This is a genomic window from Ruegeria sp. ABM4_193, assembly GCF_056158705.1.
In genome coordinates, this window is record NZ_JBSWTT010000001.1 from 2,537,570 (window position 1) to 2,561,562 (window position 23,993).

Below are 23,993 nucleotides of genomic sequence, written 5' to 3' on the forward strand. Positions count from 1 at the left end.
GCCCCGCACTGCCGGGGCGACTAAACTTTTCGATAAGGGAGACCCTTTGATGGCACAATTCGACACGATCCGGACGGCATCCGGCGCGCGCGCCGCCGAGATTGATGAGGGCCTGCGCGCCCATATGAACAAAGTCTACGGCACAATGTCCGTGGGCATGTTGATCACGTTCGCCGTGGCCTGGGCCGTTGGTTCAAACCCTCAATTGCTTTCGGTATTCCGTGATCCGGTCACGCTGAGCCCGAACATCCTGGGTTGGATCATCATGTTTGCTCCGCTGGCCATGGTGTTTGGCTTTGGTGCCGCAATCAACCGGTTGTCGGCAGCGGGTGCCCAACTGTTCTTCTACGTTTTCGCGGCGGTTATGGGCCTGTCGCTCAGCTGGATATTTGTTGCCTTCACCGGCATTTCGATTGCTCAGGTCTTCCTGGTAACTTCAATCGCCTTCGCCGGGCTGTCGCTTTACGGCTATGTCACTAAGAAAGACCTGTCGGGCATGGGCACGTTCCTGATGATGGGCGTGATTGGTTTGGTTGTTGCAATGGTCATCAACCTTTTCCTGCAGTCGCCTGCCGTTATGTTTGCCGTATCCATCCTGGGCGTTCTGATCTTCGCGGGTTTGACCGCTTATGACACCCAGAAAATCAAGACCACTTACCTTCAGATGGCCCACGCAGGCGATCAGGAGTGGTTGGGCAAAGCCGCAATCATGGGCGCGTTGAACCTGTATCTGGACTTCATCAACATGTTCATGTTCCTGCTGCAACTGCTGGGTAGCCGCGAATAATAGCTTATTCTCTAGTCGAAAGGGCCGGTCATTGACCGGCCCTTTTCTTTTTTAGCCCGTCATTTTTTCCAATCCCCAGAATCAAAAAGCCCCACCAATCAGGTGAGGCCCTATTCCCGGTTTTAACCGATCAGCTACAATTCAACGGAACGGCAAAACCGGAACTCCGCTCGGATGTACCTTTGCGGAATACTCCGCCCGCTGGCAGGCATCCGGTGAATCGCTCGGTTTCTTCCGCAAAGCCGATCCCAATCGAATTTTCGACTGTCACGCTGTTGGTTCCAGTGCGTAATACGCCGAACAACGTTCCGTTGACGCTGACAGTGCTTAGGAACAGGTCAGTGTCGCTGCCTTCGAGCTGAACAGCTGTATTCGGCGACTGTCCGCCACTGTTGATTGCCGCCGATGCCACTTTGGACGGATCGGTCTCATCGACCAGCAAAGTCACGGTCGGAATCTTTGCCAGTTCTGCAGGAACGTTTGTGGCCTCTGGAAGAAAGGCAACAGCGCCCGGTACATCAGAGATAGTGCGCGGCTCCCCATCAATTCCGGTGAATCCGACACCTTCGCGGTTAAACGGATCTTCACAGGCCGCGAGGGTCAGGACGGCGAATGTGGACAACAAGATTTTTTTCATGGCGCTCAACATTTTGTGGCGGTTTGCTGAAGCGTACTGGCAGGGTGCCGTAAAAAGCAAGCCGAGGTCGATGCGATTGCCCTAGCCGCTGATGCGCCGCTGCAACGGAGGCGCATCAGATTGCCCCAGACTTTTCATCACTGGGCCGCGGAACTGAACAGAAAAAAGGGCCCTGCCAATCAGAGCCCCTTTTAAAATAATGTCCACGTGGAACGGCAGATTACTTAATCTTGCCTTCCTTGTACTCAACATGCTTACGAACGACCGGATCGTATTTACGAATGGTCATTTTCTCGGTCATGGTACGCGCGTTTTTCTTGGTCACGTAGAAGTGGCCCGTGCCCGCGGTCGAGTTCAGGCGGATCTTGATTGTCGTCGGCTTCGCCATGGTTATCTCCTGCGTCCGAAAAGGCAGGGGCCTTTCGGTTGAATTCCTATGAGCGTGCGCTTTTACGCGCTGCACCAACTATGTCAAGGCCAATCGGCCTATCCTGCAGTGGGAATCCTTCCCGAGATCAATCCGTCAGGGTCGGGGCCCCCATATACGTGTGAATCTGGTCTCTTTCCGCGTCTGAGAGGCCCAGCGCAGTGGACAATTGCCGCAGGTAAGACGCTTCGCGCGCGTTATCCAGACGAATGGCGGCAAGAGATGTGGCGTAGATTTGTGCTCTCAGCGGCGCGCCAGAATCAGCCGCCAATCCCATGACATCAATCGGTGCATTCAACTGCTCTTGTACAAACGCCCGTTCCTCGTCGCTGATGTCGTCACCCAATTCACCCAGGATGATTTCTTTTTCGTGATCATCCAACTCGCCATCCGCCTTGGCCGCCTGAATCATGGCGCGCAGCATCAGTTTGGCTTGTGCTTCCATCGCTGCGCCAGCCGGGGTGCCACTGAACACAGTTTCCATCATGTCACCGGTCTGTTGGTTGGCCGTTTTCGCGGCCCCTTGCATTGCGTTCAACAAGCCTCCTAAACCCGCAGCTCCGGCAGCGCTGCCGCCGAGCCCCATCTTGCCCATCATGTCCTGAAGTCCTGCTGCACCTCCGGGCAAGCCAAATTGCTCGGCCATTTTGCCAAGCTGGTCCATACCAAATCCACCACCCGAGCCCTGCATCATATCCTGAAGGCCCGCCATTCCACCCATTTTCTGATACTTGTCCATGCCCTTTGCGGCAGCAAACCCGATGGCCACAGACGCCAGCGTTTTCATAAAACTCATAATCAACCTCCCGGATTAAAATCTGTGCCTCAAACCTAACAGCCGAACGTAAAATCGAATACCGCATTCAACTCACGCGCGATTGGACCTCGTAGTAAAGCCTGTATCTCGCAGCTTAATCGGAGTCATGTTTGTACATATCACAGGTTTGTGATACGTTCGAGCATCCAAGAAGCCAAATCCAGGCTCGATTTCCGAGGCAGCATGTGCGGGATCGCCCCGCGTTGAGCAGAGTTGTTTTACACGACTTTTCTTGGGGGGTTATCATGACAGAATGGGTTATTCAGGCCGAAGAATTGGCCAATTGCAATTGCAACTTTGGCTGCCCTTGCCAGTTCAGCGTTTTGCCGTCTCATGGCAATTGCGAGGCGGTCGTCGTCTTCGACATTCAAAGCGGCCACTATGGCGACACTGATCTGGGTGGTCTTCGGGCGGCAGGTGTTTACCATTGGCCGGGACCTATTCATGAAGGCAACGGTCAGATGCAACTGATCATCGATGAGAGCGCCTCGGCCGATCAGCGGGCCGCCTTGCAGGCAATCATGACCGGAGAAGACACCGACGAAATGGCCACATTCTGGTACGTCTTCAGCGCGATGGCCCCGACCAAGCACGAAACACTGTTCGTTCCGATCGAGTTGGACTGGAGCCGCGAAGATCGCAGCGGGTATGCAAAGGTCACGGGTGTTTTCGACGTTGAAGTCAGCCCAATTCCCCATATCGTCTCAGGCGCGCCACATCGGGCGGCGATCCATCTGCCAAACGGGTTCGAATACCGCCAGGCCGAAGCTGCGTCGGGTTCGGCAAAAACCACCGGCAGCAAGATAAGCCTGACCTTTGATGCCACGCACGCCCATCTGGCGCATCTGAACATCTCGGGTCACGGCGTATTGGGCGCTTAAACTTGGGTGCCTCATGACAAGGCAACACTCCTCGCACCACGCCGGAGCCGTTGAACGGCTGTTGCGACAGGACACTGTGATCGTTTTGGGCAGCGTTCTGCTGATCGTTCTTGCTGCCGCGTGGTACACGGTGGCCGGGGTTGGCATGAATATGTCCGCAGTTGAAATGACGCGGATGGCGGGCCCGATTGGCGAGCCCATGACCATGGGTTCTGCCACAGCCTGGAGCATCGGTTACGCCCTGCTGATCTTTCTTATGTGGTGGGTCATGATGATTGCCATGATGACCCCAAGCGCTGCGCCTGCTGTGCTTTTGTTCACCGCGCTCAAGCGCGTAGGGCCAGACAAAGCGCGTGCCGCCACATTCAGCTTGTGCTTTCTGTCGGGCTATCTGGTGGCGTGGGCGGCCTTCAGTTTTGCCGCAACCGCCTTGCAATGGGGGTTAGAGCATATCGGACTGTCTGACGGTCCGATGATGACTATAAGTTCCGGCGCCTTTGCAGGAATCGTTTTACTGGCTGCAGGCGCCTATCAATTTTCGGAGCTGAAGACCGCGTGCCTGCGTCATTGCCAAAGCCCCGCCCGATTTGTGGCGGACCACAACCACCCCGGTCTTTTGGGGGCGTTCAGAACAGGCGGCCTGCATGGCACCTATTGCTTGGGGTGCTGCTGGGCTTTGATGCTGCTGCTGTTCGTCGGCGGCATCATGAACCTGTACTGGATCGTCGGGATCGCCGCCTATGTGGCGCTTGAAAAACTGCTCCCCACCGCCCGTTGGCTGGTTCCGGTCTCGGGTTTGGCACTGATCGGTGCGGGAGTTTGGTTAATCGCGGCCCCGTTTCTTACCGGCGGCTGACACCAATCGGCCCAAGGGGCCAGCCGATGCAATGGCCCCAATTGATTGTCAAAACTCGGAGGTTTCAATGCCCATTTTCATTACTTATGCATCTTACTCGCAAGCTGGCGTCAAAGGCATGTTGCAGAAGCCCGAGAACCGCACAGGCCCGGTCAAAACCTTGCTCGAGAAAGTCGGCGGCAGGTTGCTGTCTTTTTACATGACCACGGGTGGCAACGATGTTGTTGTGATCAGCGAAGCCCCCGACGGGACCGACGCCGTCGCAGTGGGCATGGCCGTTGCCGCATCGGGTGCCGTGACGAATATCGAGACGGTCCGCGCCTGGACCGCGGATGAATTCGTCGCGGTCACCGAAAAAGCCGCCCGGCTGACCGGGGCTTACACGCCGCCCGGAGGGTAATTAAATACGCGCGGAGGGCCTGTAAGCCGGATCTTGTTCCGGGGTTAACCCCTTCGATGACCATTCCTCTAGGCCGTGCATTGCTGCACGGCTCAAGCTGCCAACCCGGTCCCTCTCGGCCAAGACGCGCTTAGCGGTGGTATCGGCAGACGCCGACCATCCCGCGCGGGGACCCTATTTGGCATTGCTCCCGGTGGGGCTTGCCGTGCCGCCCCTGTTGCCAGCGGCGCGGTGGGCTCTTACCCCACCGTTTCACCCTTACCACATGTGTGGCGGTCTGATTTCTGTGGCGCTTTCCGTCGGGTTGCCCCGCCCGGGCGTTACCCGGCACCGTTGTCTTGTGGAGTCCGGACTTTCCTCTCGGGCCTTGCGACCCCAGCGGCCATCCGGCCCTCCGCGCGGGGGATGGGTAGGCTTTGCGCCCTGCGGCGTCAAGAGTGGAAAGCGGGAAAGGGGCCAGCCCCTTCTTGGCCTGCGGCCAATTCAACCCCGAGGTATTTTTAGCCAGATGAAGAGCGGATCAGGTTATTGTGTTGGGCTGCGTTAGCGCATTCAAATCCGCAGTTTCAAGCGGGCCTTTTGCCCAAGGGCGAAACCGCAGTCGAACGGCAGCCAGCAGTTGAGTATCTTCCACCGGGGCAGTGAAACCTGCCCGTCGCGCGGCGGCGCGGAATGCCATCAGACTTGGTGGCGCTGACGGGACGTCTGAACCACGCGGTTTTGCCAGAGCTTGCCGCTCTAGCCGTTGCCAATCAAAATGGGGTCCAGGATCTGATTTGCGGCCCGGAGCCATGTCGGAATGGCCGATCACACCCGACGCCGGGATGGACCAGGTGTTCATGATCCGAGGTAGCAAAGTTTCGAGCGTCGTCATTTGTGGTTCGGAAAAAGGATGTAACCCTGTGTTATCCAATTCGATACCGATCGACCGCGAATTTATGTCGTTCTTGCCATCCCACTCACCTGCCCCGGCGTGCCATGCGCGGTCTTCTTCGCGCACCATTTGCCAAAGCGTTCCGTCATTGCCGATCAGGTAATGGGCTGAAACCTCAGCCTTATGGTCGCAGAGACGCTCCAGTGCTGCCTGGGCGCTGCCCATGGCTGTGTAGTGGATCACGATTAAAGACGGCGTTAGACCGTCTCGGCGTTCGCCAAAATTAGGCGAAGGATGCCAAATGGGTGAGAGTTCAATTGTTGACAGCACTGCGGAACGGGCTTGGATCCCAGCCGCAAGCATAGCCGTCTCCGTCCGGATCCAGCCCCTTGCGATCGCGCTGTGGTCCGCCATTTGACAGGAATTCTATCTGAGCCTGATCGGGGGATGGGAATTGCGCGCAGTTCCTCTGAGCCTTAGCTTGCAGGTTAAATCCTGCGCGGCTGTAGAGTTGTGTGCCGACCGGGTTCGAGGTGCTAAGGGCGTATTGCACAATGTTGGGCTGACCGCTTGCGTTGCGCTCTGGCACGGCGGTTGGGGCCACAACTTCGTAAGTTTGGCGGTTTTGCTCGAGCCGTGCGGCGTCGGATTCGATGCTGCGCCGTTCAGACACCGCGGCAAAGTCCTGCTCGTCGGAAATTGCGCTGTTGTTTGACGCCGGTGCCGCAGGCACAACGCCAGAGCCCTGCCCCGATGTGCTGGCCAAGGCTGCAGCGGCCTGATTGGCAATATCGGCGTTTTCACCGGTTGCGAAGCCTGCCGAACCGGGCGCGCCCAGCGGCTGCTGGGACACATCGACAGGAGCCAACAGCGGGTTGCCTGCTGCGCCTTGCCCGGCCAACTGCGCCTCGCGCTGTGCCTGATACTCGGGCGTATTGAACCCGGTGCTGGTCAGCGGCGCGACATCCGTACAGGCCGCAACCAGCGTCAGGGCAGGGACCAAAAGCAAAACGCGCATCACTTGGCTCCGTATCTCGTGCTTCAGTTGCCTGAGGCTTACCACCATTTCCCGGGCTTGGCCACAAAACCAGCCGCGTTCTCCAGCGCATAGGCGGTGTTGAGCAGATCGCCTTCTTCCCACGGGCGTCCGATCAGCTGCAGACCTAGCGGAAGACCTTGTTTGTCGAGCCCTGCGGGCACCGAAATACCAGGCAAACCAGCCAGGTTAACGGTCACTGTGAAGACGTCGTTCAAATACATTTGAACGGGATCTGCCTCGGTCATTTCGCCCAGGCCAAAGGCCGCCGAAGGGGTCGCCGGGGTCAGGATCGCGTCAACGCCTGCAGCGAACACGTCCTCGAAGTCTTTCTTGATCAGGGTACGGACGCGGCGCGCGCGGTTGTAGTAAGCATCGTAGAAACCTGCCGACAACACATAGGTACCGACCATCACGCGGCGCTGCACCTCGTGACCGAAACCTTCGGCGCGGGTCTTTTCGTACATCTCGGTTATGCCGTCGCCCTGTGCCAGCTGCGCGCGGTGACCGTAGCGAACACCGTCATAACGGGCCAGGTTCGAGGACGCCTCGGCCGGGGCAATCACATAATATGCTGGCAGCGCGTATTTGGTGTGCGGCAGCGAGATATCGACGATCTCGGCCCCAGCAGCTTTAAGCATCTCAGCTCCTTCAGCCCAAAGCTTTTCAATCTCGGATGGCATACCGTCCATACGGTATTCCTTGGGGATACCGATTTTCTTTCCTTTGATATCGCCAGTCAGCATCGCCTCGAAATTCGGCACGGCCAACTCGGCGCTGGTGGAATCCTTGGGATCATGTCCGCACATCGCCTCAAGCATGATGGCCGCATCGCGCACGTCTTTGGTCATCGGACCGGCCTGATCCAGCGAGGATGCAAACGCTACGATGCCCCAGCGCGAGCAACGGCCATAGGTGGGTTTGATACCCGTGATGCCCACAAAGGCGGCAGGCTGGCGGATCGAACCGCCCGTGTCGGTACCGGTCGCGGCTAGACACAGATCGGCTGCCACGGCAGAAGCTGACCCCCCCGACGAACCACCGGGTGTCAGTTGTGCATCATCATTGCCACGGCGCCACGGGCTGACCGCATTGCCGTAGACAGAGGTTTCGTTGGACGAACCCATGGCGAATTCGTCCATGTTCAGCTTGCCCAGCATCACCGCACCCGCATCGGCCAATTGCTGCGAGACAGTAGATTCATATTCAGGCTTGAAGCCTTCAAGAATGCCCGATGCGGCTTGCGACGGTACGCCTTTGGTGCAGAACAGATCCTTGATACCAATCGGCAGACCGCACATCGACGGCGCGTCGCCACCCTTGATCCGCTCGTCCGCTGCTTTGGCACGCTCCAGCGCGATTTCGGGCGTCTTGTGGACAAAAGCGTTCAGCGCATCGGCCTCATCAATGGCCTTCAGGCAGGATTCGGTCAGTTCAACCGAGGTAACGTCACCTTTGCGCAGCGCGTCGCGGGCCTCGGCCAGGCCCAGTTTGTTCAGATCGCTCATGTCTTACTCCACCACTTTGGGGACTGCGAAGAACCCTTCGCGCGCGTCGGGGGCGTTGGCCAGAACCTTGTCCTGCTGGTTACCGTCGGTCACTTCGTCCTGACGACGCTTAAGGCGCATCGGCGTGACCGAAACCATCGGCTCAACCCCTTCGACATCCACTTCGTTCAGTTGCTCGATGAAACCCAGGATGGTGTTGAATTCGGATGCCAGCGCCGGCAGCGCGTCATCCTCGACCTTGATCCGGGCCAGTTTGGCCACTTTGGCGGCGGTGCTTTGGTCAATCGACATCGGCTTCCCTCATATACGTTATGGGGCGTTTACCCGTCTGTTGCGGCAGTCGCAAGACCGCTGCGCAACAGGCAAGCCCGAGTTTTGGGCTCCGCGCCTTTGCCTGCCATTCAAATCTGAATGAGGGGTATACGAAAAAGTAAACCGATTAGTTCATTATCGATCTTGAAAACTGAACTGTACTGTTCACTTTATAAACAGCGACACAACGCAAACCGGAGAAACACAATGAAATCCCTGATCACAGCCGCAGTCTTGTCCGCCACGTTTTTGGCCGCGCCGGCCATGGCTTTGGGTATCGACACAAGCAACCTGACACGCACGTTGACCTTCCCGTCCCCTGTCGCGGAACCGGTCACGCAGGATCAGGTTAAACCTGCCAAATAAAGCGCAGGTCCCGGCCGGGTCGGACATCCCCTCTCTGACCCGGTCTTTTTGCATTTTCCAGGATGCGCATCCCACTGCAAGCCGTTAGCATGAGCGACAATATCCAAGACGGCTGCGAAACTTTCGTGGCGTAGGCAAGCCAGTGGAGCAAAATATGAGCGCGCAAAAGCAGGCGGTTCTGGACGCAATCGATGCAGCCAATGCACATGACCCCAACCTCGACGAGGGCCGACCCGAAGCGCTGCTTTACGGCGAACGCATGTCCGCCGAGTTGGACCGTTTGTTCCCGAACGCTTCTGACGCCCTTCAGATTGCAGCCCGTGGTCAGCATGTAGAGCGCTGGAAACTGGCCCGTAGTGAATATCCCCAAGGCCGGGCGGGTTATCTGGCCTGGCGCAAGGCGCAGGCCGTACATCACGCCGAAGTGGTCATGGGCTTGATGATCCGTGAAGGTTATGAATTAGACCAGGTCGAGGCCGCAAGGCGGATGTTGCGCAAACAGGGCATCAAGCGCGAAGAAGAGGTACAGGCACTGGAAGATGTGATCTGCTTTGTGTTCCTGAAATGGTATTTCCAGCCCTTTGCCGCGAAACACTCGGCTGAGAAAATCCAAAGCATCGTTGAAAAGACTGCCCGCAAGATGTCACCCGAGGGTCGCGCGCGGGTTTTGACTGAATTCGACTTGCCGGAACAACTGGCCGCAGCTTTTCAGGATTGAGTTGGAACTGACGCAGTCTGGAACGCTCTTTTCTTACTTAGAGGACGATCGATAGGGACGGTCCCGTCGCCTTTCAGGCTTCAAGACCTGTTGCAAAGCGGCCCCGTATAAGGGCCGCGCGATACACTTCGATCTTTTGACCGAGCATGGATGTAAGCTGTTGATTTGTTAGGCGCAGTCGGACCAATCCGAAGCGCCTAACAGTCAGGTAACAGCTATGAGCGATCCAAAAGACAAAACCATCGGCATAAAGGTCAGCGCCGATCAGCTTTCCCTAATTAAAGCCGCCGCTGATCAGGACGGCACGTCACCCGCAACGTGGGTCCGTATGGTTGCGCTGCGCGAAGCGCGGACCATGACGAAAGAGGTGCGGGCATGACCGAACGAGAACCACAGCCGCGCGTCGGTGAGGCCGAAATGGTCGAAAAGCTGAAATGCGTCGCCAAGCATGGCTGGGGATTGCGTCTCGACACCCGCAGCCAAGTCGCCCTTGCCCAAAAGCTGATCGAAGAACATGGGCTCAAACCGGTTGAGATAAAGGTGAACGAATGCGCCACAGCTTGAAATCCAGAAACCAGACCAGCCGCGACCGCGCCAAGGCGGCAGACCTGATCAAGATGGCGCGGTCAAACTTGGAACACGCCGCAACGCCGTTGTCGGACGGCGAAGTCACCGACCAGATCGCGTCCACCAAGATCGCAGGTCATGCGCAGGCGCTGGAAGCACACAGGCAAGGCTTGGGGCGGAAGGAATGAGACACGCGTGCCACATAGGATGGGCACCGCCTTTTGAGCCCGACGTCGCCGCAGCGATGCGGCAGAGGAACGCCAACCCACTGGCGTTTCACCGGGCCCGTCTTGAGCAAATACAGCAGGCCATTGCGGCGATGGAAGAAGACGGCTGCACGCCGAAAACGTGCCGACGTCTGCAAACCGCGCGGCGCGCAGAACGGGACGCCGAGCGCGAAATCGAATGGCACAGGCGGCACCCATGAAACCCACAGCTAAAATTCAGGCGCTACTGGATGCGGGCATCCTTGAGCCCGAGGACATACGCAACAAGATCGTTTCGATCTACGCCGAAGAGGTCGTCAAAGGGCGGTTTCGTGGGCGCAGCTACACCCACATCCGCACCCGGCTGGTCAACTACACCAACAAGGCAGGCCGACCCGAAGAGGCCGACCGCATAGACGAAGCGATAGACCACATCCGCATTCTGCGCGGAGAGGAAGGAATGGAATGAAGGTCATCACCCTTGAGGAAAGCATGTCGGCAGGCAAAACGCGTATACGGCTGGACTTTGACGCCATGTCGCTCAGCCGCATGATCAGCATTAGCCACGATCTGATCAACGATGGCGTGGCCGACCTGATTCTCAACGCACTAATTGCCAATGGTTACGTTATTCACGTCACCCGGTTTGACGGGTCGCAAGAGGTCTGGGACCAGCATCGGCAACCAAACGTCTTTTTGCCACCCTTGATCACAAAGGCTGCCGAATGACCCGTCGCCAAATCGGTCAAATCGGTCAATGGTCCACGCCATGAAAACCGCGTCGGAATTTTTGCAGGCCGTTTTTGGTCAGGATTACGGGCCGCTGGAACGCCCCTGCATCGCCCGTCAGCTACCAGACGGTCGACAACCCGCTCACCCGTGGCCCGAAACCGCCATACAGGGTCATACGCACTTTTCCGTTGGTCTGTTTGAGTACAACACCGTCCGCGTCGCCCGCGAAGGTTTCAAGCGGCGATTTGAGACATGCACAGGCGCGCGGATGCTGTTGCTTGACGACATTCACGAAAAGGTCAAACCGCCCAAGCTTGAGCCCACGGTCAAGATCGAAACCAAGCCGGGTTCAGAGCAATGGCTTTACGTGTTCAAAGAGCCGATGAAAGACCTGTCGGCGATGGATCAAATGATGCGAACCCTAGCGGAAGCGGGCCACGCAGACGCAGGTGGATCAGTAGGCAAAACGGCATCCATACGCCTTGGGCGTCTCCCCGGTTCTGACCCGAAAGGTCGAGGCGTCGAGGCCCGCGTCGTCTGGTCGGACATGTCGCGCCTCTTTCCGCCTGACCCCGAACGCTTATTCGGTCCAAAAGGGTTTGATCTGCCGTTAAAGCAAAAACAAGCCCTTGCCACGTCGCCAGACAAGGTGGTCATGCTGGACCCGTCGTCGGATTTTCTTCTGAATTGGTTGACGACCCACGGCCTCGTCAGGGAAGCCGCCAACAGTCAGGGATGGGTCCAGATCAGGTGCCCGTGGGCGCATAACCACAGCCGCGATCCAAGAGGCCAGTCCGTTTTGACGGGTACAGACTACCAAGCCGCAACCCCGCGCGGCTTTCACTGTTTCCACACCCATTGCCAAGACAAACACGCCCTAGATTTCCTGATCTGGTGCGCCGAAAACGGGGCTCCTTTCGATTGCGGACCCAGCACAGGGCAGAGCGATATTCGCCTCGCTTGGCGGTTAGATACAGACACAATCAGCGACACGCTATGGCTTGCCAGAGAACGCCAGCAAGGAATGCGTCGGCTGGCTTGGCGTATGGCCGCAACCCGTATGGAAGCCGCAGACATTCGGGATGTTTTGCGCGATTATTGCGGGCTTACAAGTCCAATTTCCGATGCAATTGCGGGCCACGTCGCAAGCCGAGAAGCGGTCAGAATAGCGGAAGGTGACGCGAAACTTTCCGAATTGACGATATTAGGCGAACGAATAAACGCCACGCCCGACCCATTCGAGGCTGGACCCAAATCGACAAAGACGGCAGACTAAACGAAGCAAGCAACTCGGGCTGCGTCGGCAATGCCTTTGAGCGATAAGACCGACAAACCGTGACGGTGAAAAACCGGCAGGCGCAGACGGCATGAGGCACAGGGGCCGCGCCGCTTTACCCTATCGCTAAAACGAGTGAAGGCGCGTCCCGAAAGACACGCCAACACCCCATAAAGCTCTACACAGAAAGCCCAACACCAGTGGCTTTACTGTAGAGCCAAGGGGAGTGTTGGGCAAGTCGGGAAACGCCTCGACAACCATAGGCCCGTCATGACCGAGGATAACAATTCACAGCCGACACGAGAGCAAGCACTCAATATCATAAAATTAAAGTCCGGCGACGGACGGCGGAAGATAATTGACGAGGGGAACGACCAAGCCCCAATCATCCGAGAAGTGATCGCCGCGCTAAACGCCGAGCACGAGGTCTTTTCTTTTGCTGGCAGATGCACCGTCATTCGAAGCGTTCAATCCGTCGTCCTGAAGGCAGGAACCGACGAAGACGCAGACCTGATTACGCGACGCGTTCCAATTCCCGCAAACACCGCAACGATTTTGGAGCCTTTCGAAAGAGCAATCCAGTGGCATAAAAAAATGTGGGTTGAGGAAAACGACGAAATGGTCGAGGTCGCCGTCCCTACCCGCGTCGCAGGATGGATCAAAACGCACTTGGTCAAAATGGAAGGCGACCGCCTGACCCCGTTAAACGGCGTCGCGGACTTCCCCGTCATGTACGGAAAGCAACTGTTGCAGGGCCGTCAGGGATACCACCCGAAAACAGGCCTTTGGATAGATTGCGACCCCGTCGATGTGAAACAGCACACGTGGAAGTCGTCACATGAAGCATTTGAATGGCTGCGCGACGAATGGTTCAAAGATTTCCACTTCAAAACCCCGCAAGACCTGATCCGCGCGATTTGCCTGCCAATAACAGTTATGAAACGGCGCACACTGATCCAGAACGGGGCCCCGCTGTGGATGATTTCAGCGCCAGACCCAGAGACAGGAAAGTCGAAGCTGGTCGAAACCCTGACCCTCGCGGTCACAAACGAAGTGCCCCCGGTCTTGGATTTCAGCATGGATAGCGAGGAAATAAGAAAAGCATTTATGGCCGCGCTGATGGAAAGCCCTGCGGTCATTTTCTTTGACAACCTGCCCAGAGGCCACGCCCTGAATAACAAGAATTTCGACATGTACGCCACGTCTGACAAATACAGCGACAGAGTTTTAGGGCGAACAGAAACCGCCACCGTAGCCGCCACCGCTTCAATCATCATGACAGGCAACAATATTTCAAACCAAACGCAGGACAGCTCGTCCAGAACGATCCTAATCGAAATGCAAAAGCCAATTCAGGCGAAGCGACCAGACCGGGACATATTGCAGTGGACCAAAGACAACAGAGCCAAAATCCTGTCCGCTTTGTTCGCCGTCGCCAGCGCCAACCCGCCAAAAGACAAACGCCACGATTTTACCTGCCGTTTCATGTCTTGGAAAAGCCGTGTTGCCGACCCCGTTTTGTTCGCCGCAAAAAGCGACGCCACGCCGTTTTCCAGTTGGGACGACAAAATAAACGAGGGCGTCGTTTTCGAAATTATCGCCGACCTTTGCGTCGTCATTAAGCAGTGGCAGAAGGCGCAGGAAAACGCGGGGCTTTCCAGAACACTTAATAGCGATGAAGCCAAGGAAGCAGCGCGAAGAGCGACCAACGGATTTTCCGCAACTGAACTACTCAGCAACAAAAAAGCCCGCCTTTTGCTCGAACAAATCCAAATCGTTTCTGGAAATAATGACCCTTTAACGCCGCACAGAGTGCCGAAAATTCTAAAAATGAATTTGGGGCGAATTTACGGAAAACTGCGTTTGGCGGCGAACCCCAAAAAAAATAAGAAAGGAAAAACAGTCACTTACTATTCTGCGGAAACCAAATAAATGGCGACCCCCCTTCCACCATTGTCCGCCCTAGCTACCACCCGGAAAAATAGTCGATCCGGTAAGAAAATATATAAAATTCTCTGGGGGGCACAAAGGGGGGTAGGTGGTGGAAGGGGGGGGGTAAACCCTTCGCCCCGTCGATTTTCACGACTTTTGACGACCGAATTTAACCCGTTATTCTGACCTGAAAGGAGAACCCTATGGCAGGAAGACGCCGCAGCACCGCCGCAAACGCCCTGCGCGAAAAACCGATGAAAATCGAATTGACACGCGGCTGGGCCAACACGCCCGAGGAATGCGTCATGGCGTCATGCGACGCCACCGACGATCTGGGCGAACCGTTCAAGTTTGAGACCGCAGGAGACGACGCCCCACAGGCGTTAGAGCGGATTTCACAGGAACTGGACGAGGCAGGCCACGGCGGTCGTCTCGCGTGGATCGCAGGAACGTTTAAACTGCCCGGTCAACGCGCGCAAAAGGCAGCAGGAACACAACGCGCGCGGCTTGACCAGAACACACCCCAGAGGCCAATTGGATGAGTGAGATCGCCCACGTCCCCGGCGAACCACACCAGTGGTGTCCCAACAAGGCAAAGATCATCCAAGACGGAGCTTTAAAAGGGCTTAGTCCCCGTTCTATTGCGCACCGAGCGGGCATTAGCGTTTCGACCATGTACCGACACTACCGCGACGCCTACGAGGTAGGCATGGGTGACAACGAAAGCGTCCTTTTGGGTACCATGCAGCGCAACGCGCAACAAAAGGACAATCTGAACGCCAGCAACACTGCGTCGGCCTTTCTGCTGGAACGCCGCCATGGGTACAACGAACAGGTCGGCGTCGACCTGAACATCAACGACGAGGCCGAGACAGAGGCAGTGTTAGAGAGCCTCCGCGCCAAGGCCGAAACCATGATGCGCGCGCCCCTGCAACTCGACCGACAACTGGCCATTTTGCAGAACAAAGTCACAACCGGCGACTTCAATGGTGATCTGGATGCCTTCAAAGCCGCCGTTGCCGCCCTGTCTGCGCCGTCAGCGGCCGAAGTTGAAAATTCAGGCACCGCTGTCACGCCCGAGACTCCCGAAACACCGCCACACGGGGCGGAACACGGGACCCCGGAGACAAGGGCCGAGAAACCTGAGTACAAGAAAGGCGTAAATGGCAAGAAAAAACCCCCGATGCCGGGGGTGCATTAACCGCAATCGCCGTCTAGTCGGCCCGAACAGTGAAAGGCAAATGAGGGTTTTACTGACCCGGCGCGAACCAGACGAACCGGGCCGAAGGTCGCAGAAGGTCAATTATGTAAAATTCTATTTTTGGAATTAATTTGATTCACGTATCGTTTTCAATGACTTGCGCAAAGGCGTGCTTCTCCACCTATTTTACGGAAATGCGCGCAGTAGTAGAACTCAGGCAACTGCCGCATAACGCATTGAATTCGCAAAATTATCCTTATTCTTCTGAATATCCCCTTCCCCCGCTTTAGCGGGCTATTAGTAGTCGCTTGAATTATTCGTTTGTATACATTTTGTATGTACACTTTTGGAAGTTGGTGTGGGCCGCGTCAGCGGCCACAGGAATAACCAAATATTGCTTGTGACAAAGAACGTCCTCCCAATTTCACGACGCACACGTTATCATTTCACAAGACCAAGTACTTGTTCCTTTAGGGCCAGATTGGAAAACTCTGCGCCTACACTTGATTGCAACGACCATTTACCCGGACAAGAATGAAGTTTCTGATCAAGACCTTCCTAGATTTTTTTCGTCGACTTCCGGTTTCGAGGCCGCTCTTTGTCAGGCTTCGATACCTTAGAAGAAAGTGGAATTTATCGCACAGATACAACCCTCGAGTGATCTTTCCGATGCTAGTTGTATGCGTCGGACTAGTCGCTGTGTTTCCTGACCGTTTTTTGGGTTTTTTCTCGCTGGACGCAAAATGCCGAGAACTCCTTGTGGATAGTGACCAACCGCTCTCCGCTGGCGAAAACGAAATGGCTTTTGGAGACACGCGTGACTGTATATCAGACGAAGCAATTACAATCGAGTTCTTCAATTTCCACAGAGACTTAGAGGCGCCTGTTCCAGAAATGGCACCTATGCGTGTATCTGGAAACCTTTTCGTAAATGGACAAGCGACCCGACCAAAAGCTCCGAACGGATGGTTTGAATACAGCCTCTTCACACAGAATGATCTGTCTGGAAACAGGTTTATCTTCGAAGCGTCAGATTTGACCCGTGTAGGATTAAGAAAGGGAGGCTGTGGATACGTACCAGAAGAAACACCACGCAATATGCGCGAATATAGGCAAGGTTACGTACTGGAAAGCAGCCCTCGTGCTGACTTCTATGCTATTTTGCGAGAGTTGGGAGACACCCCCAGCGCCGACGGGTTGGCGATGGAGCGATGGCTGAAATGCTTCGAAGGTCGTCACGACTCTGCAAGGTGGTCCGAATGTAAGTGGATGAGGTACGAGATATTCATTCCTAGTTTTTCAACTGATGAGTTATGTGCAACAGATAGCTACCTTGAGAAATGGAAGTGGTTTGGCGAGAAGAAGCGTAACTTTGTTGATGCAAAAGCCCACAAGAGACTCGAAGCCCTAGGTAAGAACCGCTGGCGCCCGTACGATGATCGTAGGTCCGCAAGGTATACTGAATTCAAGGAGTTGGTGGCGGGTACGCCGAAACTGTGTTGGCGTAGAGTTGGGATGGACGGCCAGCCAAGGGGTTCCATTGTCGATTGGACAGTTTTTGGCCACGTCACAAGCATCCGATGTGATCGCTGAAATAGTCTGAAGCGCCTCTTGCAGTCCTTGCCCACGCAGGGGCGCCAGAAAATGGTTAATCAGGGCTAACAGTTGGACGAGATCAGATTCCACTTGAAATTTACCCCATTGGGGTATAAGTAGTTAATACGGGCAAACGGGATATACTCGGGCGCCAGTCGGATTGGCTCCGGCCAAAACTGGGAGGAGATGACATCAAACCCCGAAGCAACCCTGAAACTTCATGAAAGGAGACAAAATAAAGGCTGCGAGAATGGTCTCGTAGTCAAACCTTTGTCATTAGGAGATGAAACTATGACAACGATCCCGCAAACTGGTGGGTAGGATTCCTTCGGGATGTCATCCTACAACACTTCTAACACGCTACGATTTACAAATCATTTCTTGGATGGTGCCAAAGACTTACTGAGCACCGAAGACCTACAGAGACTCTCAGTCAAAATCAGTGACGATCCTCTTTCTGGTCACAGTGCTGATGAGATCGATGACTTGTTTTACATCGATTGGGTCTATTTCTCCGACACCGAAAAAGTTCCATGTCGGGTATGGTATGTGGCCAGTCCAAAATCCGCACATATCGAAGTCGTAGCTCTTACTACAGTACATGATGACGCCAACGAGGCCAGTCCAGATGAATTGGATGAGGCTATACGCAATACCAAAAGGTTGGTGAAACTAATGCGGTTATTCGAAAGACTTGTGAATAAAATACGCGAAATCTTCCAAGATCCACCCGATTTCCCAGATATCGGTGGCTTCTGATCTACTTAACTCATCTACTGTAGGTGACGGGAGACCAAACTCCCGTCACTTTTTTATACGGAGAAACTGAATGCCTGTACCTAAGAAGGTTACAGAAAGCTTGAAGAACGCGGTTGCGCTTCACACTCGTGATGAGACTAGTGGGCGCACCTTTGAAATATCTAGAATTGACAGTGGGTTTGTGAAAAACCTCCGGTCAAAGCTTGGTTTGAGTCAGGCTGAATTTGCTATTAAATTTGGGTTTTCAGTGAGAACCTTGCAAAAATGGGAGTCTGGGGAACGTTTCCCTGAAGGCCCTGCTCGAGCGTATTTGATAGTCATCTCGGAAATTCCGGAAGAGGTGTCTGGCGCGCTTATCGCTTCAGTGCAGAAGCGGGCGCAGGAAATAGATCTGTCGGAGACTGTCTAGATGAGCAAGAAAGCTGCCTTTGACCATTGAGCCTAAAGACTGGTGGGACAAATTCGAGATCGTTGGCAAGGTGGTCGGCGCTGTGGCAATCCCAGTAGTGCTAGGGCTTGCCGCTGTTTATCTAGATGATAGAGTCAGTCAGCGAGAGCGAGCCAGCGAGCTTACAGCTCTCGCAATTGGTATTCTAACCAGCAAACCCTCGGTTGATGATATCGAACCAATTCGTGAATGGGCCATCAGTGTGCTGAGCTCACCACAATCACCACCTCCAATGTCCAAGGAAGCTTTGGATACCTTGAGGCAACAGCCTCTGCCGGGCAGGAGCCGCTTAGAAACGCGAGCGTTTTTGGACTTTGCTGAAAAAGCATGCGCTGGAAACCTTGACTGTTTATACAGTCTCGGTCTGCCGGATGGTTACGAAGACTTCATCAATCCTGATGCACCAAAAGACTTTCCTTAGCGAAGTAAGCGCTTCCGGAAAGTGGCGAAAAACGTATAAGTTTAGTTTGTTTACGGGCGCGCGGGTTCGTTAGTTCTTCAACCGGCCGCAAGATCACTTGTACACGCGACAGAATACGATCTGCACATTCTGGCGACGCAGCGCTGGCTGTTGGTGGAAAAAGGAACGTTCCGGTCATAGCCTGAAACGGAACTTCACCTTGCTATTTGAAGCGCTATTTCGACTTAGCTCTATGACCTTCAAAATGTGAAATCTTTTTAGCGAAAAACGTCTTGGGGTCCCATTCGTCACCAAGCTCCGCTTTGTGTGTCGTAGTGATGTGAAATCTTGTTTCAAGTTGCTCAACCAAGCGTAACGCTTCATGACCCAGCTTTGCATATTGCCCGAGGCCAGCCCGGTTGCTGCTGTGCAAACCGTGCAGGATGCGCTGGCCGAGGCATTTGAACTGGGGATACATGACCCGGTTCAGCTGGTGCGGCGGGTGTTGGAAAACCCTGCAGAGCATCGCTGACTTTTGGCGAAATCTCCAAACGGTTTGGCAAAAAATCGCAAGCAAACTCAAACGGCTGTCTCCACCTGTTCAGTAATAGTAGAAGGAAACAGTTACATGAAATCAGTATTAGCCGCCGCCCTGCTGAGTATCACCGCAACCGCTGCCGCTGCAAATGAAATGCCGCCTCTCAGTTCAGTAATCAAAAACATGACAGAACGAGACGCGGCAGAACTTTTGACCATTCGTTGTTCGGCCGCGTCAAGCTATGGCCTCAACATGTTGCAGGACAGTTATGCCGCCACAGGGAACTCGCAAGACCTGCAGATGGCGACGCATTTCCTCAACCAGTTTGAGTATTGGATGATAGCTGCGCTAGACGTTCACGAAACTCACAGCCCGAAGTACAGCCAAGATCAGGTTTTTGATCTCGTATCGCGCAAAAGCATGAACGCATTTAACGCGTATCTTCAAGACGCGAGCACATCTCAAGCAAACACTGGCAGCCGATTGGACGGTGTTCTGGGCGATGACATGACCCTTTGCAGTGAAGTCTACAAGCGCAATTTGGGGGCCTAAGCGCCCGAGTCTACCAACGCAAGCAATGAGCCGCAGGGCGGTTTCTCGCATTGGTTTGGCGAAAAGTCGAAAGCTCATCTGAACAATCGCAACAATGTGCTGAGCAATCCAGTCAGACGAGGAACCAATGACCGCAACCCGCGTGATATGGGCTTTGATAATCCTTTTTTTCAGCGTCTACCTTTACGGGAGTGCGGGCCTTCATGGTTTGATTGCAGGCCTGATTTCGGTGCTGATGTGGTTCGCATTCTATGGTTCTGCATCGGGTTTGCGGTCGGTGCTGAGGTTCTTTGAACCGAAAGGAACCGTCATGAAGTGGATTTTCTACATACTCGCCTTCGCCTTCCTGCTGAGCATGTGCGGCAACGATGGGCCGAGCAGGGGCGACAGGATCGAACGGTGCGCGAGGTTGGGATTGAAGCCTTCTTCGTCGCCATACACCGCCTGCGAATAGCGAGAGGAACCGACCATGGACGACCAAAAACGGGAACGGCTGCGTTGCCTGCTGGGGTTTGGTTAAGCAGTTCTTCACACCCGTTCTGGCGGCACTGCTATTGCGGCTCTTTGGCAACTCCCGAACTGATGAGGAACCGAACCAATGACACATCCACCACAGAAACGCGGCCCATGGGACAAACCCGAGCCCGCCCCGAAGCCACCCAGCCGATTGCTGTGGTTCGGCATCGGATTTGTGGTTGGTGCTTTGATTTTCTGAACCGAAAGGAACCAACCAATGACCCAGAACAATGGCCCGCTTTGGAAGCGCATCCTTCTGGATGATGAAGGAAAGATTGACCGTCTTTGGTGGGGGCTCGGGGGCTTTGCCCTGCTGATGCTACTCATCATCTAAACCAACCCAACCGAAAGGTACCGAACGCATGATTTTGAAGGCAGCAACCCTGACCATCATTGCCGCTGTCGTAGCGCTCATTGTCGCCGCTTTGGTGCGGTTTGTGTTCAGAATGGACAATCGAAGGGGTCCGAACGAATGACGTGGAAGAATCTCCATCAGAAAGGGACCGAGCGCACCAGACACCTGAACCGTCAACGTTTGGGTCTGACCGGTGGCGAAAAGCAGCAGGACAAACCGTTTCCGTTGTTCTGGTTTCTGTTTTGGTCGGTAGTGTTTTGCTTGATGATGCTTATCTGCTGGCCACTGATTTCGTCTCATCCATTGTTGTTGCTTTGATGCTGAGGGGTGTACTGGCCTTTCTGCTGTCGATGCGCGGGCAACCTACGCCGACGACAAGCGTGGGTGCGTGGCCTGTGCGCAATGCACGAAGCTTTATCATCCCAACACCATCAAAGCGGTTCTGGTTGATCGCTTTCACAGCACAGAGGACGAAGATGCCGAGCCAGCAGAAGCACATTAAAGTCCGTTCTTTGCATCGACCACCTGCGGCAAAGAAAACAGCGAGATTACCCGATCTTAAACGGCCCGTATGATCCGAATAAGAAACTACCTATGAATAGGAGCTGGGGAGCAACGAGCAGAAGTCTATCTCGCTTTGCGAAGACCAAATCACTAGTCGGATAAAGCGGCTATGCGTAAGGTACTATCCTACCGCTACAAACCATTTCTGCGATATAGGCTGGCGCGCTGTCTGGAATTAGGGTCGAAATCGGAGCCCAATCTTTGTTTCGATGAGATAATTGTAACCCCTTAGTTCGCTCCACTGGGGCAGTTACATCACGAAAGCGCCCGACGCGACAGTCGTATTCACGTTGATAGACGAACTCTCTGTTCCCTGTTCGCACAACTTCCCAGTAGACGGTTCCCGGCTCATTAGACTTGCGCAAATAAAACTCGTCTCGACCATCATCACTTCTGGCAACCAACGTCCAGCCCGCTTGCTGGAGGTTTGCGCCCGAACCCGTTGCGATTTCGTTGCAAGCTATCAAGGAAACCGCGCTGACAACAGCCAATGCAAATCTTGTCGTCATAACTGCCATCCAACCAAGGGCGTTAAGTGGGTACCAGCATCGCACTATCACTTTAAATAGATCAAGCGAAAGAGGTGCTTATCGAAATGTGCTAAAGAAGATTTACTTGGGGTAGCAACACTCTGCATTCGACTTAAACCAAAGAATTTGTGAAAGTTTGAAATTCCCTCAACATCAATCAACGGAAAATCTGGTTTTTCAAGAACAGCTACTAACGTTGCTCTGCGCCAGTCGCTGTAGTATAAATTGACGTGTAGATTTTGCCTTAGATTTGATTCATGACAGAAACCGAAACACCTTCTAATCGACCAAGAAACTACATCATCTTCGCTTTTTTGAGCCTAGGTTTTTTGATCGGCAACCTGATCGGCCTAACGGCGGAAAGTGTCGTTTCGGCTTTCTTGCCGCTTTTGTTTTCCTTTGTGGGCGGATCGATCATCATCTTTATTACTAAGGTTCCAAGTGCCGATCGGATCGATGCATCGTTGGCAATTGGCGCATTGTCTCTATCCTGTTTGGTTGGTGTCTACGCGTCTGTTCTCATCTCTGAGCGTCAGCTTATGACACCTGCATCAGTTGCCGCCGAACGTGTGGCAAGGGACAACAGTGTAGAGGCAATGAAATACCTAAGATCGGAACAGTTAAAGCTGGCAAACTCAGTTGACCAGAGGTTTAGAAATGAGCAAATTGATGCTGCTCAGGCTTATTCTGAGCTCAAACAAATTTTTGCGGGTACTCCCGAAAACTAGCTTTATCGCGATTTTGTTGTGGTTTTCGTGTGCTAACAAAACTCTCGCAGAGGCAGAAACGGCAGTAGTAACAATTTATACTACGACCGGTGGTGCAATTGGGGCGTCTGGTTCTGGACAGGGGACTGGCTTCTTTATCTCAAAAAACGGCGATATACTAACTGCATACCATGTGATCTCAGGAGCAACAGAAGTAACTGTCTATACGAATGAAAAAAAGGAAAGTAAGGCGGTCAGTCTAGTGTCGGTCTTACCGCAATATGATCTCGCCATCATACGCGCAGAGGGGCTAGGGAAAATCCGTTACTTTTCGACATCCAGCCAACCACCAAAAACGTCCGATAAAGTAACAGTCGTCGGTAGCCCTAGGGGCCTCCCAAACCAGTTTTTGCAGGGTTACCCAACAGCTTCTTCACCTATATCTTCACTGGGCCTTAGCTCCTCGTCTGGACAGGCGATATTTAGACGGAAGATTGATGTAACTCCTCTTGATTTAACAGTTTACAATGGTCTCAGTGGTGCGCCGGTACTCAATTCATCCAACGCCGTTGTGGGAGTCCTTTCCGGTAGCTTTGATGAGGGTCGAGGGCTCGCTTGGGCAATTCCCATTCACTATCTTGAGGAGATGAGCAAAGAAGACGCTGTGCCGATAGACGGTTCCATAATTTGGCCTGAGTTTGACTTAATGAGCGGTTCTTGGAGAAGTCTTAAACGCAGTTACGAAGAAACTTTTACTGCGAAACACATCCAGAAATTGGAAGTGTTGGAGCTGATTGCACCAAGCATTGTCGGTTCATGGACAATGGAAGACAGTTCCAGTTTGAACCTCGCTGTTAACAAGAATTGGTACTACTGTGGAAGTAAGTCTGAAGAACACTTTAGTCTCAGAATTCAAGGAATAGACCGACAGAGCGCATCAATTATCGGCAGTATCAAGATAACCACGAAAACAAGACATTATGAGTTCAAGATTCTGAATGAAATTTGGGACTGGGAAACCGGTAATGAAAGAAAGAGTTGCAAGGCTTATGCTGAGGCTTCTAAGGCTGCTAGGGCAGACACGATCGTTCAAACCGGCACCGCCACGATAGTTCCTTACCGGCGCAATCCAAACAAAATCGAAATCAAATCTTTCATCGATGTTTGCGAGCCAAACTGTTCAGGTGGTTGGTACGGAGAAGAAGAAATCGGAGTTTTTGAGATTATATCTGAAAAGATTTTGAAGGAAGGCAGTGATCTCTTTAAGCGCCAGTAGACTTAGCTTTATTACGATTTTGAGAATTTAAAATCGCAAAAACATCAAGCGCACTTAAATCGAAGTCAATGCTGTTAATAATTAGGCAGTGCTAAACGAACTTCTCTACATTGTGTGTTTGCTTTTCGTGGTTTGAAACTCATCAAATACAGCACTTTAAGGGGCTTCACCTATTTCACGAACGTGACCACCACTAGAGGCAGTTAATCGAACTTGGGC

General features: G+C 54.0%; 32 protein-coding genes and 1 other RNA gene. 25 read left to right on the plus strand and 8 right to left on the minus strand.

Translation table 11 applies throughout. The annotated features are described in order from the left end of the window. Positions 1-49 precede the first annotated feature (49 nt). Positions 50-787, plus strand: coding sequence for a Bax inhibitor-1/YccA family protein (locus tag ACXADZ_RS12670; protein ID WP_171092507.1), 738 nt, complete (start codon positions 50-52; stop codon positions 785-787). A 130-nt stretch (positions 788-917) separates the two neighbouring features. Here the strand turns inward: ACXADZ_RS12670 and ACXADZ_RS12675 are convergent, their stop codons facing one another. The 3 genes from ACXADZ_RS12675 to ACXADZ_RS12685 form a co-directional block, all read right to left on the minus strand. Beyond that, positions 918-1,424, minus strand: coding sequence for a hypothetical protein (locus tag ACXADZ_RS12675; RefSeq protein WP_171668794.1), 507 nt, complete (start codon positions 1,422-1,424; stop codon positions 918-920). A 220-nt stretch (positions 1,425-1,644) separates the two neighbouring features. Beyond that, entirely contained in the window at positions 1,645-1,812 is a 168-nt protein-coding gene (rpmG, locus tag ACXADZ_RS12680) for a 50S ribosomal protein L33 (RefSeq protein ID WP_037309480.1), read from the minus strand. 127 nt (positions 1,813-1,939) lie between these two features. Beyond that, entirely contained in the window at positions 1,940-2,647 is a 708-nt protein-coding gene (locus tag ACXADZ_RS12685) for a DUF533 domain-containing protein (protein WP_171185120.1), read from the minus strand. Positions 2,648-2,913: 266 nt separating this feature from the next. On the opposite strand from ACXADZ_RS12685, the gene ACXADZ_RS12690 reads away from it, so the two are divergent. The 3 genes from ACXADZ_RS12690 (at position 2,914) to ACXADZ_RS12700 (ending at position 4,805) form a co-directional block, all read left to right on the plus strand. Continuing rightward, on the plus strand, positions 2,914-3,549 hold the full coding sequence (locus ACXADZ_RS12690) for a DUF1326 domain-containing protein (protein WP_475196824.1): 636 nt from the start codon (positions 2,914-2,916) through the stop codon (positions 3,547-3,549). Between the two features lie 13 nt (positions 3,550-3,562). After that, a complete protein-coding gene (locus ACXADZ_RS12695) occupies positions 3,563-4,405 on the plus strand; it encodes a DUF2182 domain-containing protein (RefSeq protein ID WP_475196826.1) in 843 nt (280 codons plus the stop codon). 67 nt (positions 4,406-4,472) lie between these two features. Then, positions 4,473-4,805 (plus strand): GYD domain-containing protein, encoded by a 333-nt coding sequence (locus ACXADZ_RS12700; RefSeq protein WP_171092518.1) that lies wholly within the window; start codon positions 4,473-4,475, stop codon positions 4,803-4,805. 6 nt (positions 4,806-4,811) lie between these two features. Here ACXADZ_RS12700 and rnpB read toward each other — a convergent pair. The 5 genes from rnpB to gatC all read right to left on the minus strand — a co-directional run bounded on the left by rnpB (position 4,812) and on the right by gatC (position 8,514). Next, an RNA gene (gene rnpB / locus ACXADZ_RS12705) (RNase P RNA component class A) lies at positions 4,812-5,203 on the minus strand. A 122-nt stretch (positions 5,204-5,325) separates the two neighbouring features. Then, positions 5,326-6,042 carry an N-acetylmuramoyl-L-alanine amidase gene (locus ACXADZ_RS12710; protein ID WP_475196828.1) on the minus strand — a complete coding sequence of 239 codons (717 nt, stop codon included), beginning with the start codon at positions 6,040-6,042 and terminating at the stop codon, positions 5,326-5,328. Further along, a complete protein-coding gene (locus tag ACXADZ_RS12715) occupies positions 5,993-6,697 on the minus strand; it encodes a hypothetical protein (protein WP_171092522.1) in 705 nt (234 codons plus the stop codon). The genes ACXADZ_RS12710 and ACXADZ_RS12715 overlap by 50 nt, the downstream gene beginning before the upstream one ends. Before the next feature lie 38 nt (positions 6,698-6,735). Continuing rightward, entirely contained in the window at positions 6,736-8,223 is a 1,488-nt protein-coding gene (gatA, locus tag ACXADZ_RS12720) for an Asp-tRNA(Asn)/Glu-tRNA(Gln) amidotransferase subunit GatA (RefSeq protein WP_475196832.1), read from the minus strand. A gap of 3 nt (positions 8,224-8,226) precedes the next feature. Then, on the minus strand, positions 8,227-8,514 hold the full coding sequence (gene gatC / locus ACXADZ_RS12725) for an Asp-tRNA(Asn)/Glu-tRNA(Gln) amidotransferase subunit GatC (protein ID WP_171092525.1): 288 nt from the start codon (positions 8,512-8,514) through the stop codon (positions 8,227-8,229). A 228-nt stretch (positions 8,515-8,742) separates the two neighbouring features. Here gatC and ACXADZ_RS12730 point away from each other — a divergent pair, with 228 nt between their 5' ends. The 21 genes from ACXADZ_RS12730 (at position 8,743) to ACXADZ_RS12830 (ending at position 23,774) form a co-directional block, all read left to right on the plus strand. Beyond that, positions 8,743-8,901 (plus strand): hypothetical protein, encoded by a 159-nt coding sequence (locus ACXADZ_RS12730; RefSeq protein WP_171092527.1) that lies wholly within the window; start codon positions 8,743-8,745, stop codon positions 8,899-8,901. Between the two features lie 154 nt (positions 8,902-9,055). Next, a complete protein-coding gene (locus tag ACXADZ_RS12735; protein WP_475196838.1) occupies positions 9,056-9,619 on the plus strand; it encodes a DUF4202 domain-containing protein in 564 nt (187 codons plus the stop codon). 217 nt (positions 9,620-9,836) lie between these two features. Continuing rightward, positions 9,837-9,998, plus strand: a complete 162-nt coding sequence (locus ACXADZ_RS12740; RefSeq protein ID WP_475196839.1) for a hypothetical protein — start codon at positions 9,837-9,839, stop codon at positions 9,996-9,998. After that, positions 9,995-10,183 (plus strand): hypothetical protein, encoded by a 189-nt coding sequence (locus ACXADZ_RS12745; protein WP_475196840.1) that lies wholly within the window; start codon positions 9,995-9,997, stop codon positions 10,181-10,183. The genes ACXADZ_RS12740 and ACXADZ_RS12745 overlap by 4 nt, the downstream gene beginning before the upstream one ends. Continuing rightward, entirely contained in the window at positions 10,168-10,374 is a 207-nt protein-coding gene (locus ACXADZ_RS12750; protein ID WP_475196842.1) for a hypothetical protein, read from the plus strand. The genes ACXADZ_RS12745 and ACXADZ_RS12750 overlap by 16 nt, the downstream gene beginning before the upstream one ends. Next, positions 10,371-10,613 carry a hypothetical protein gene (locus tag ACXADZ_RS12755; RefSeq protein WP_475196843.1) on the plus strand — a complete coding sequence of 81 codons (243 nt, stop codon included), beginning with the start codon at positions 10,371-10,373 and terminating at the stop codon, positions 10,611-10,613. Before ACXADZ_RS12750 ends, ACXADZ_RS12755 begins: the two co-directional genes overlap by 4 nt. Next, positions 10,610-10,861 (plus strand): hypothetical protein, encoded by a 252-nt coding sequence (locus ACXADZ_RS12760; RefSeq protein ID WP_475196846.1) that lies wholly within the window; start codon positions 10,610-10,612, stop codon positions 10,859-10,861. Before ACXADZ_RS12755 ends, ACXADZ_RS12760 begins: the two co-directional genes overlap by 4 nt. Then, complete coding sequence (locus ACXADZ_RS12765; RefSeq protein ID WP_475196850.1) at positions 10,858-11,121, plus strand: hypothetical protein; 264 nt, start codon at positions 10,858-10,860, stop codon at positions 11,119-11,121. Before ACXADZ_RS12760 ends, ACXADZ_RS12765 begins: the two co-directional genes overlap by 4 nt. A gap of 40 nt (positions 11,122-11,161) precedes the next feature. Beyond that, positions 11,162-12,400 (plus strand): hypothetical protein, encoded by a 1,239-nt coding sequence (locus ACXADZ_RS12770; protein ID WP_475196852.1) that lies wholly within the window; start codon positions 11,162-11,164, stop codon positions 12,398-12,400. A 270-nt stretch (positions 12,401-12,670) separates the two neighbouring features. Continuing rightward, positions 12,671-14,332, plus strand: a complete 1,662-nt coding sequence (locus ACXADZ_RS12775; RefSeq protein ID WP_475196854.1) for a hypothetical protein — start codon at positions 12,671-12,673, stop codon at positions 14,330-14,332. A gap of 203 nt (positions 14,333-14,535) precedes the next feature. Continuing rightward, positions 14,536-14,874, plus strand: a complete 339-nt coding sequence (locus tag ACXADZ_RS12780) for a hypothetical protein (protein WP_475196855.1) — start codon at positions 14,536-14,538, stop codon at positions 14,872-14,874. Continuing rightward, positions 14,871-15,533 (plus strand): hypothetical protein, encoded by a 663-nt coding sequence (locus tag ACXADZ_RS12785; protein ID WP_475196856.1) that lies wholly within the window; start codon positions 14,871-14,873, stop codon positions 15,531-15,533. Before ACXADZ_RS12780 ends, ACXADZ_RS12785 begins: the two co-directional genes overlap by 4 nt. A 699-nt stretch (positions 15,534-16,232) precedes the next feature. Beyond that, on the plus strand, positions 16,233-17,126 hold the full coding sequence (locus tag ACXADZ_RS12790) for a hypothetical protein (protein ID WP_475196857.1): 894 nt from the start codon (positions 16,233-16,235) through the stop codon (positions 17,124-17,126). A gap of 336 nt (positions 17,127-17,462) precedes the next feature. Then, positions 17,463-17,888, plus strand: coding sequence for a hypothetical protein (locus ACXADZ_RS12795; protein WP_475196859.1), 426 nt, complete (start codon positions 17,463-17,465; stop codon positions 17,886-17,888). A 70-nt stretch (positions 17,889-17,958) separates the two neighbouring features. After that, positions 17,959-18,297 (plus strand): helix-turn-helix domain-containing protein, encoded by a 339-nt coding sequence (locus ACXADZ_RS12800; protein WP_475196861.1) that lies wholly within the window; start codon positions 17,959-17,961, stop codon positions 18,295-18,297. Positions 18,298-18,316: 19 nt separating this feature from the next. Next, a complete protein-coding gene (locus ACXADZ_RS12805; protein ID WP_475196863.1) occupies positions 18,317-18,757 on the plus strand; it encodes a hypothetical protein in 441 nt (146 codons plus the stop codon). Between the two features lie 361 nt (positions 18,758-19,118). Then, positions 19,119-19,268 (plus strand): hypothetical protein, encoded by a 150-nt coding sequence (locus ACXADZ_RS12810; protein ID WP_475196865.1) that lies wholly within the window; start codon positions 19,119-19,121, stop codon positions 19,266-19,268. A gap of 96 nt (positions 19,269-19,364) precedes the next feature. After that, complete coding sequence (locus tag ACXADZ_RS12815) at positions 19,365-19,826, plus strand: hypothetical protein (RefSeq protein ID WP_475196867.1); 462 nt, start codon at positions 19,365-19,367, stop codon at positions 19,824-19,826. 127 nt (positions 19,827-19,953) lie between these two features. Beyond that, a complete protein-coding gene (locus tag ACXADZ_RS12820) occupies positions 19,954-20,280 on the plus strand; it encodes a hypothetical protein (RefSeq protein WP_475196870.1) in 327 nt (108 codons plus the stop codon). A gap of 1,768 nt (positions 20,281-22,048) precedes the next feature. Then, positions 22,049-22,519, plus strand: a complete 471-nt coding sequence (locus ACXADZ_RS12825) for a hypothetical protein (RefSeq protein ID WP_475196871.1) — start codon at positions 22,049-22,051, stop codon at positions 22,517-22,519. Continuing rightward, positions 22,449-23,774, plus strand: a complete 1,326-nt coding sequence (locus tag ACXADZ_RS12830; protein WP_475196873.1) for a trypsin-like peptidase domain-containing protein — start codon at positions 22,449-22,451, stop codon at positions 23,772-23,774. The genes ACXADZ_RS12825 and ACXADZ_RS12830 overlap by 71 nt, the downstream gene beginning before the upstream one ends. The last annotated feature ends 219 nt before the right edge of the window (positions 23,775-23,993 follow it).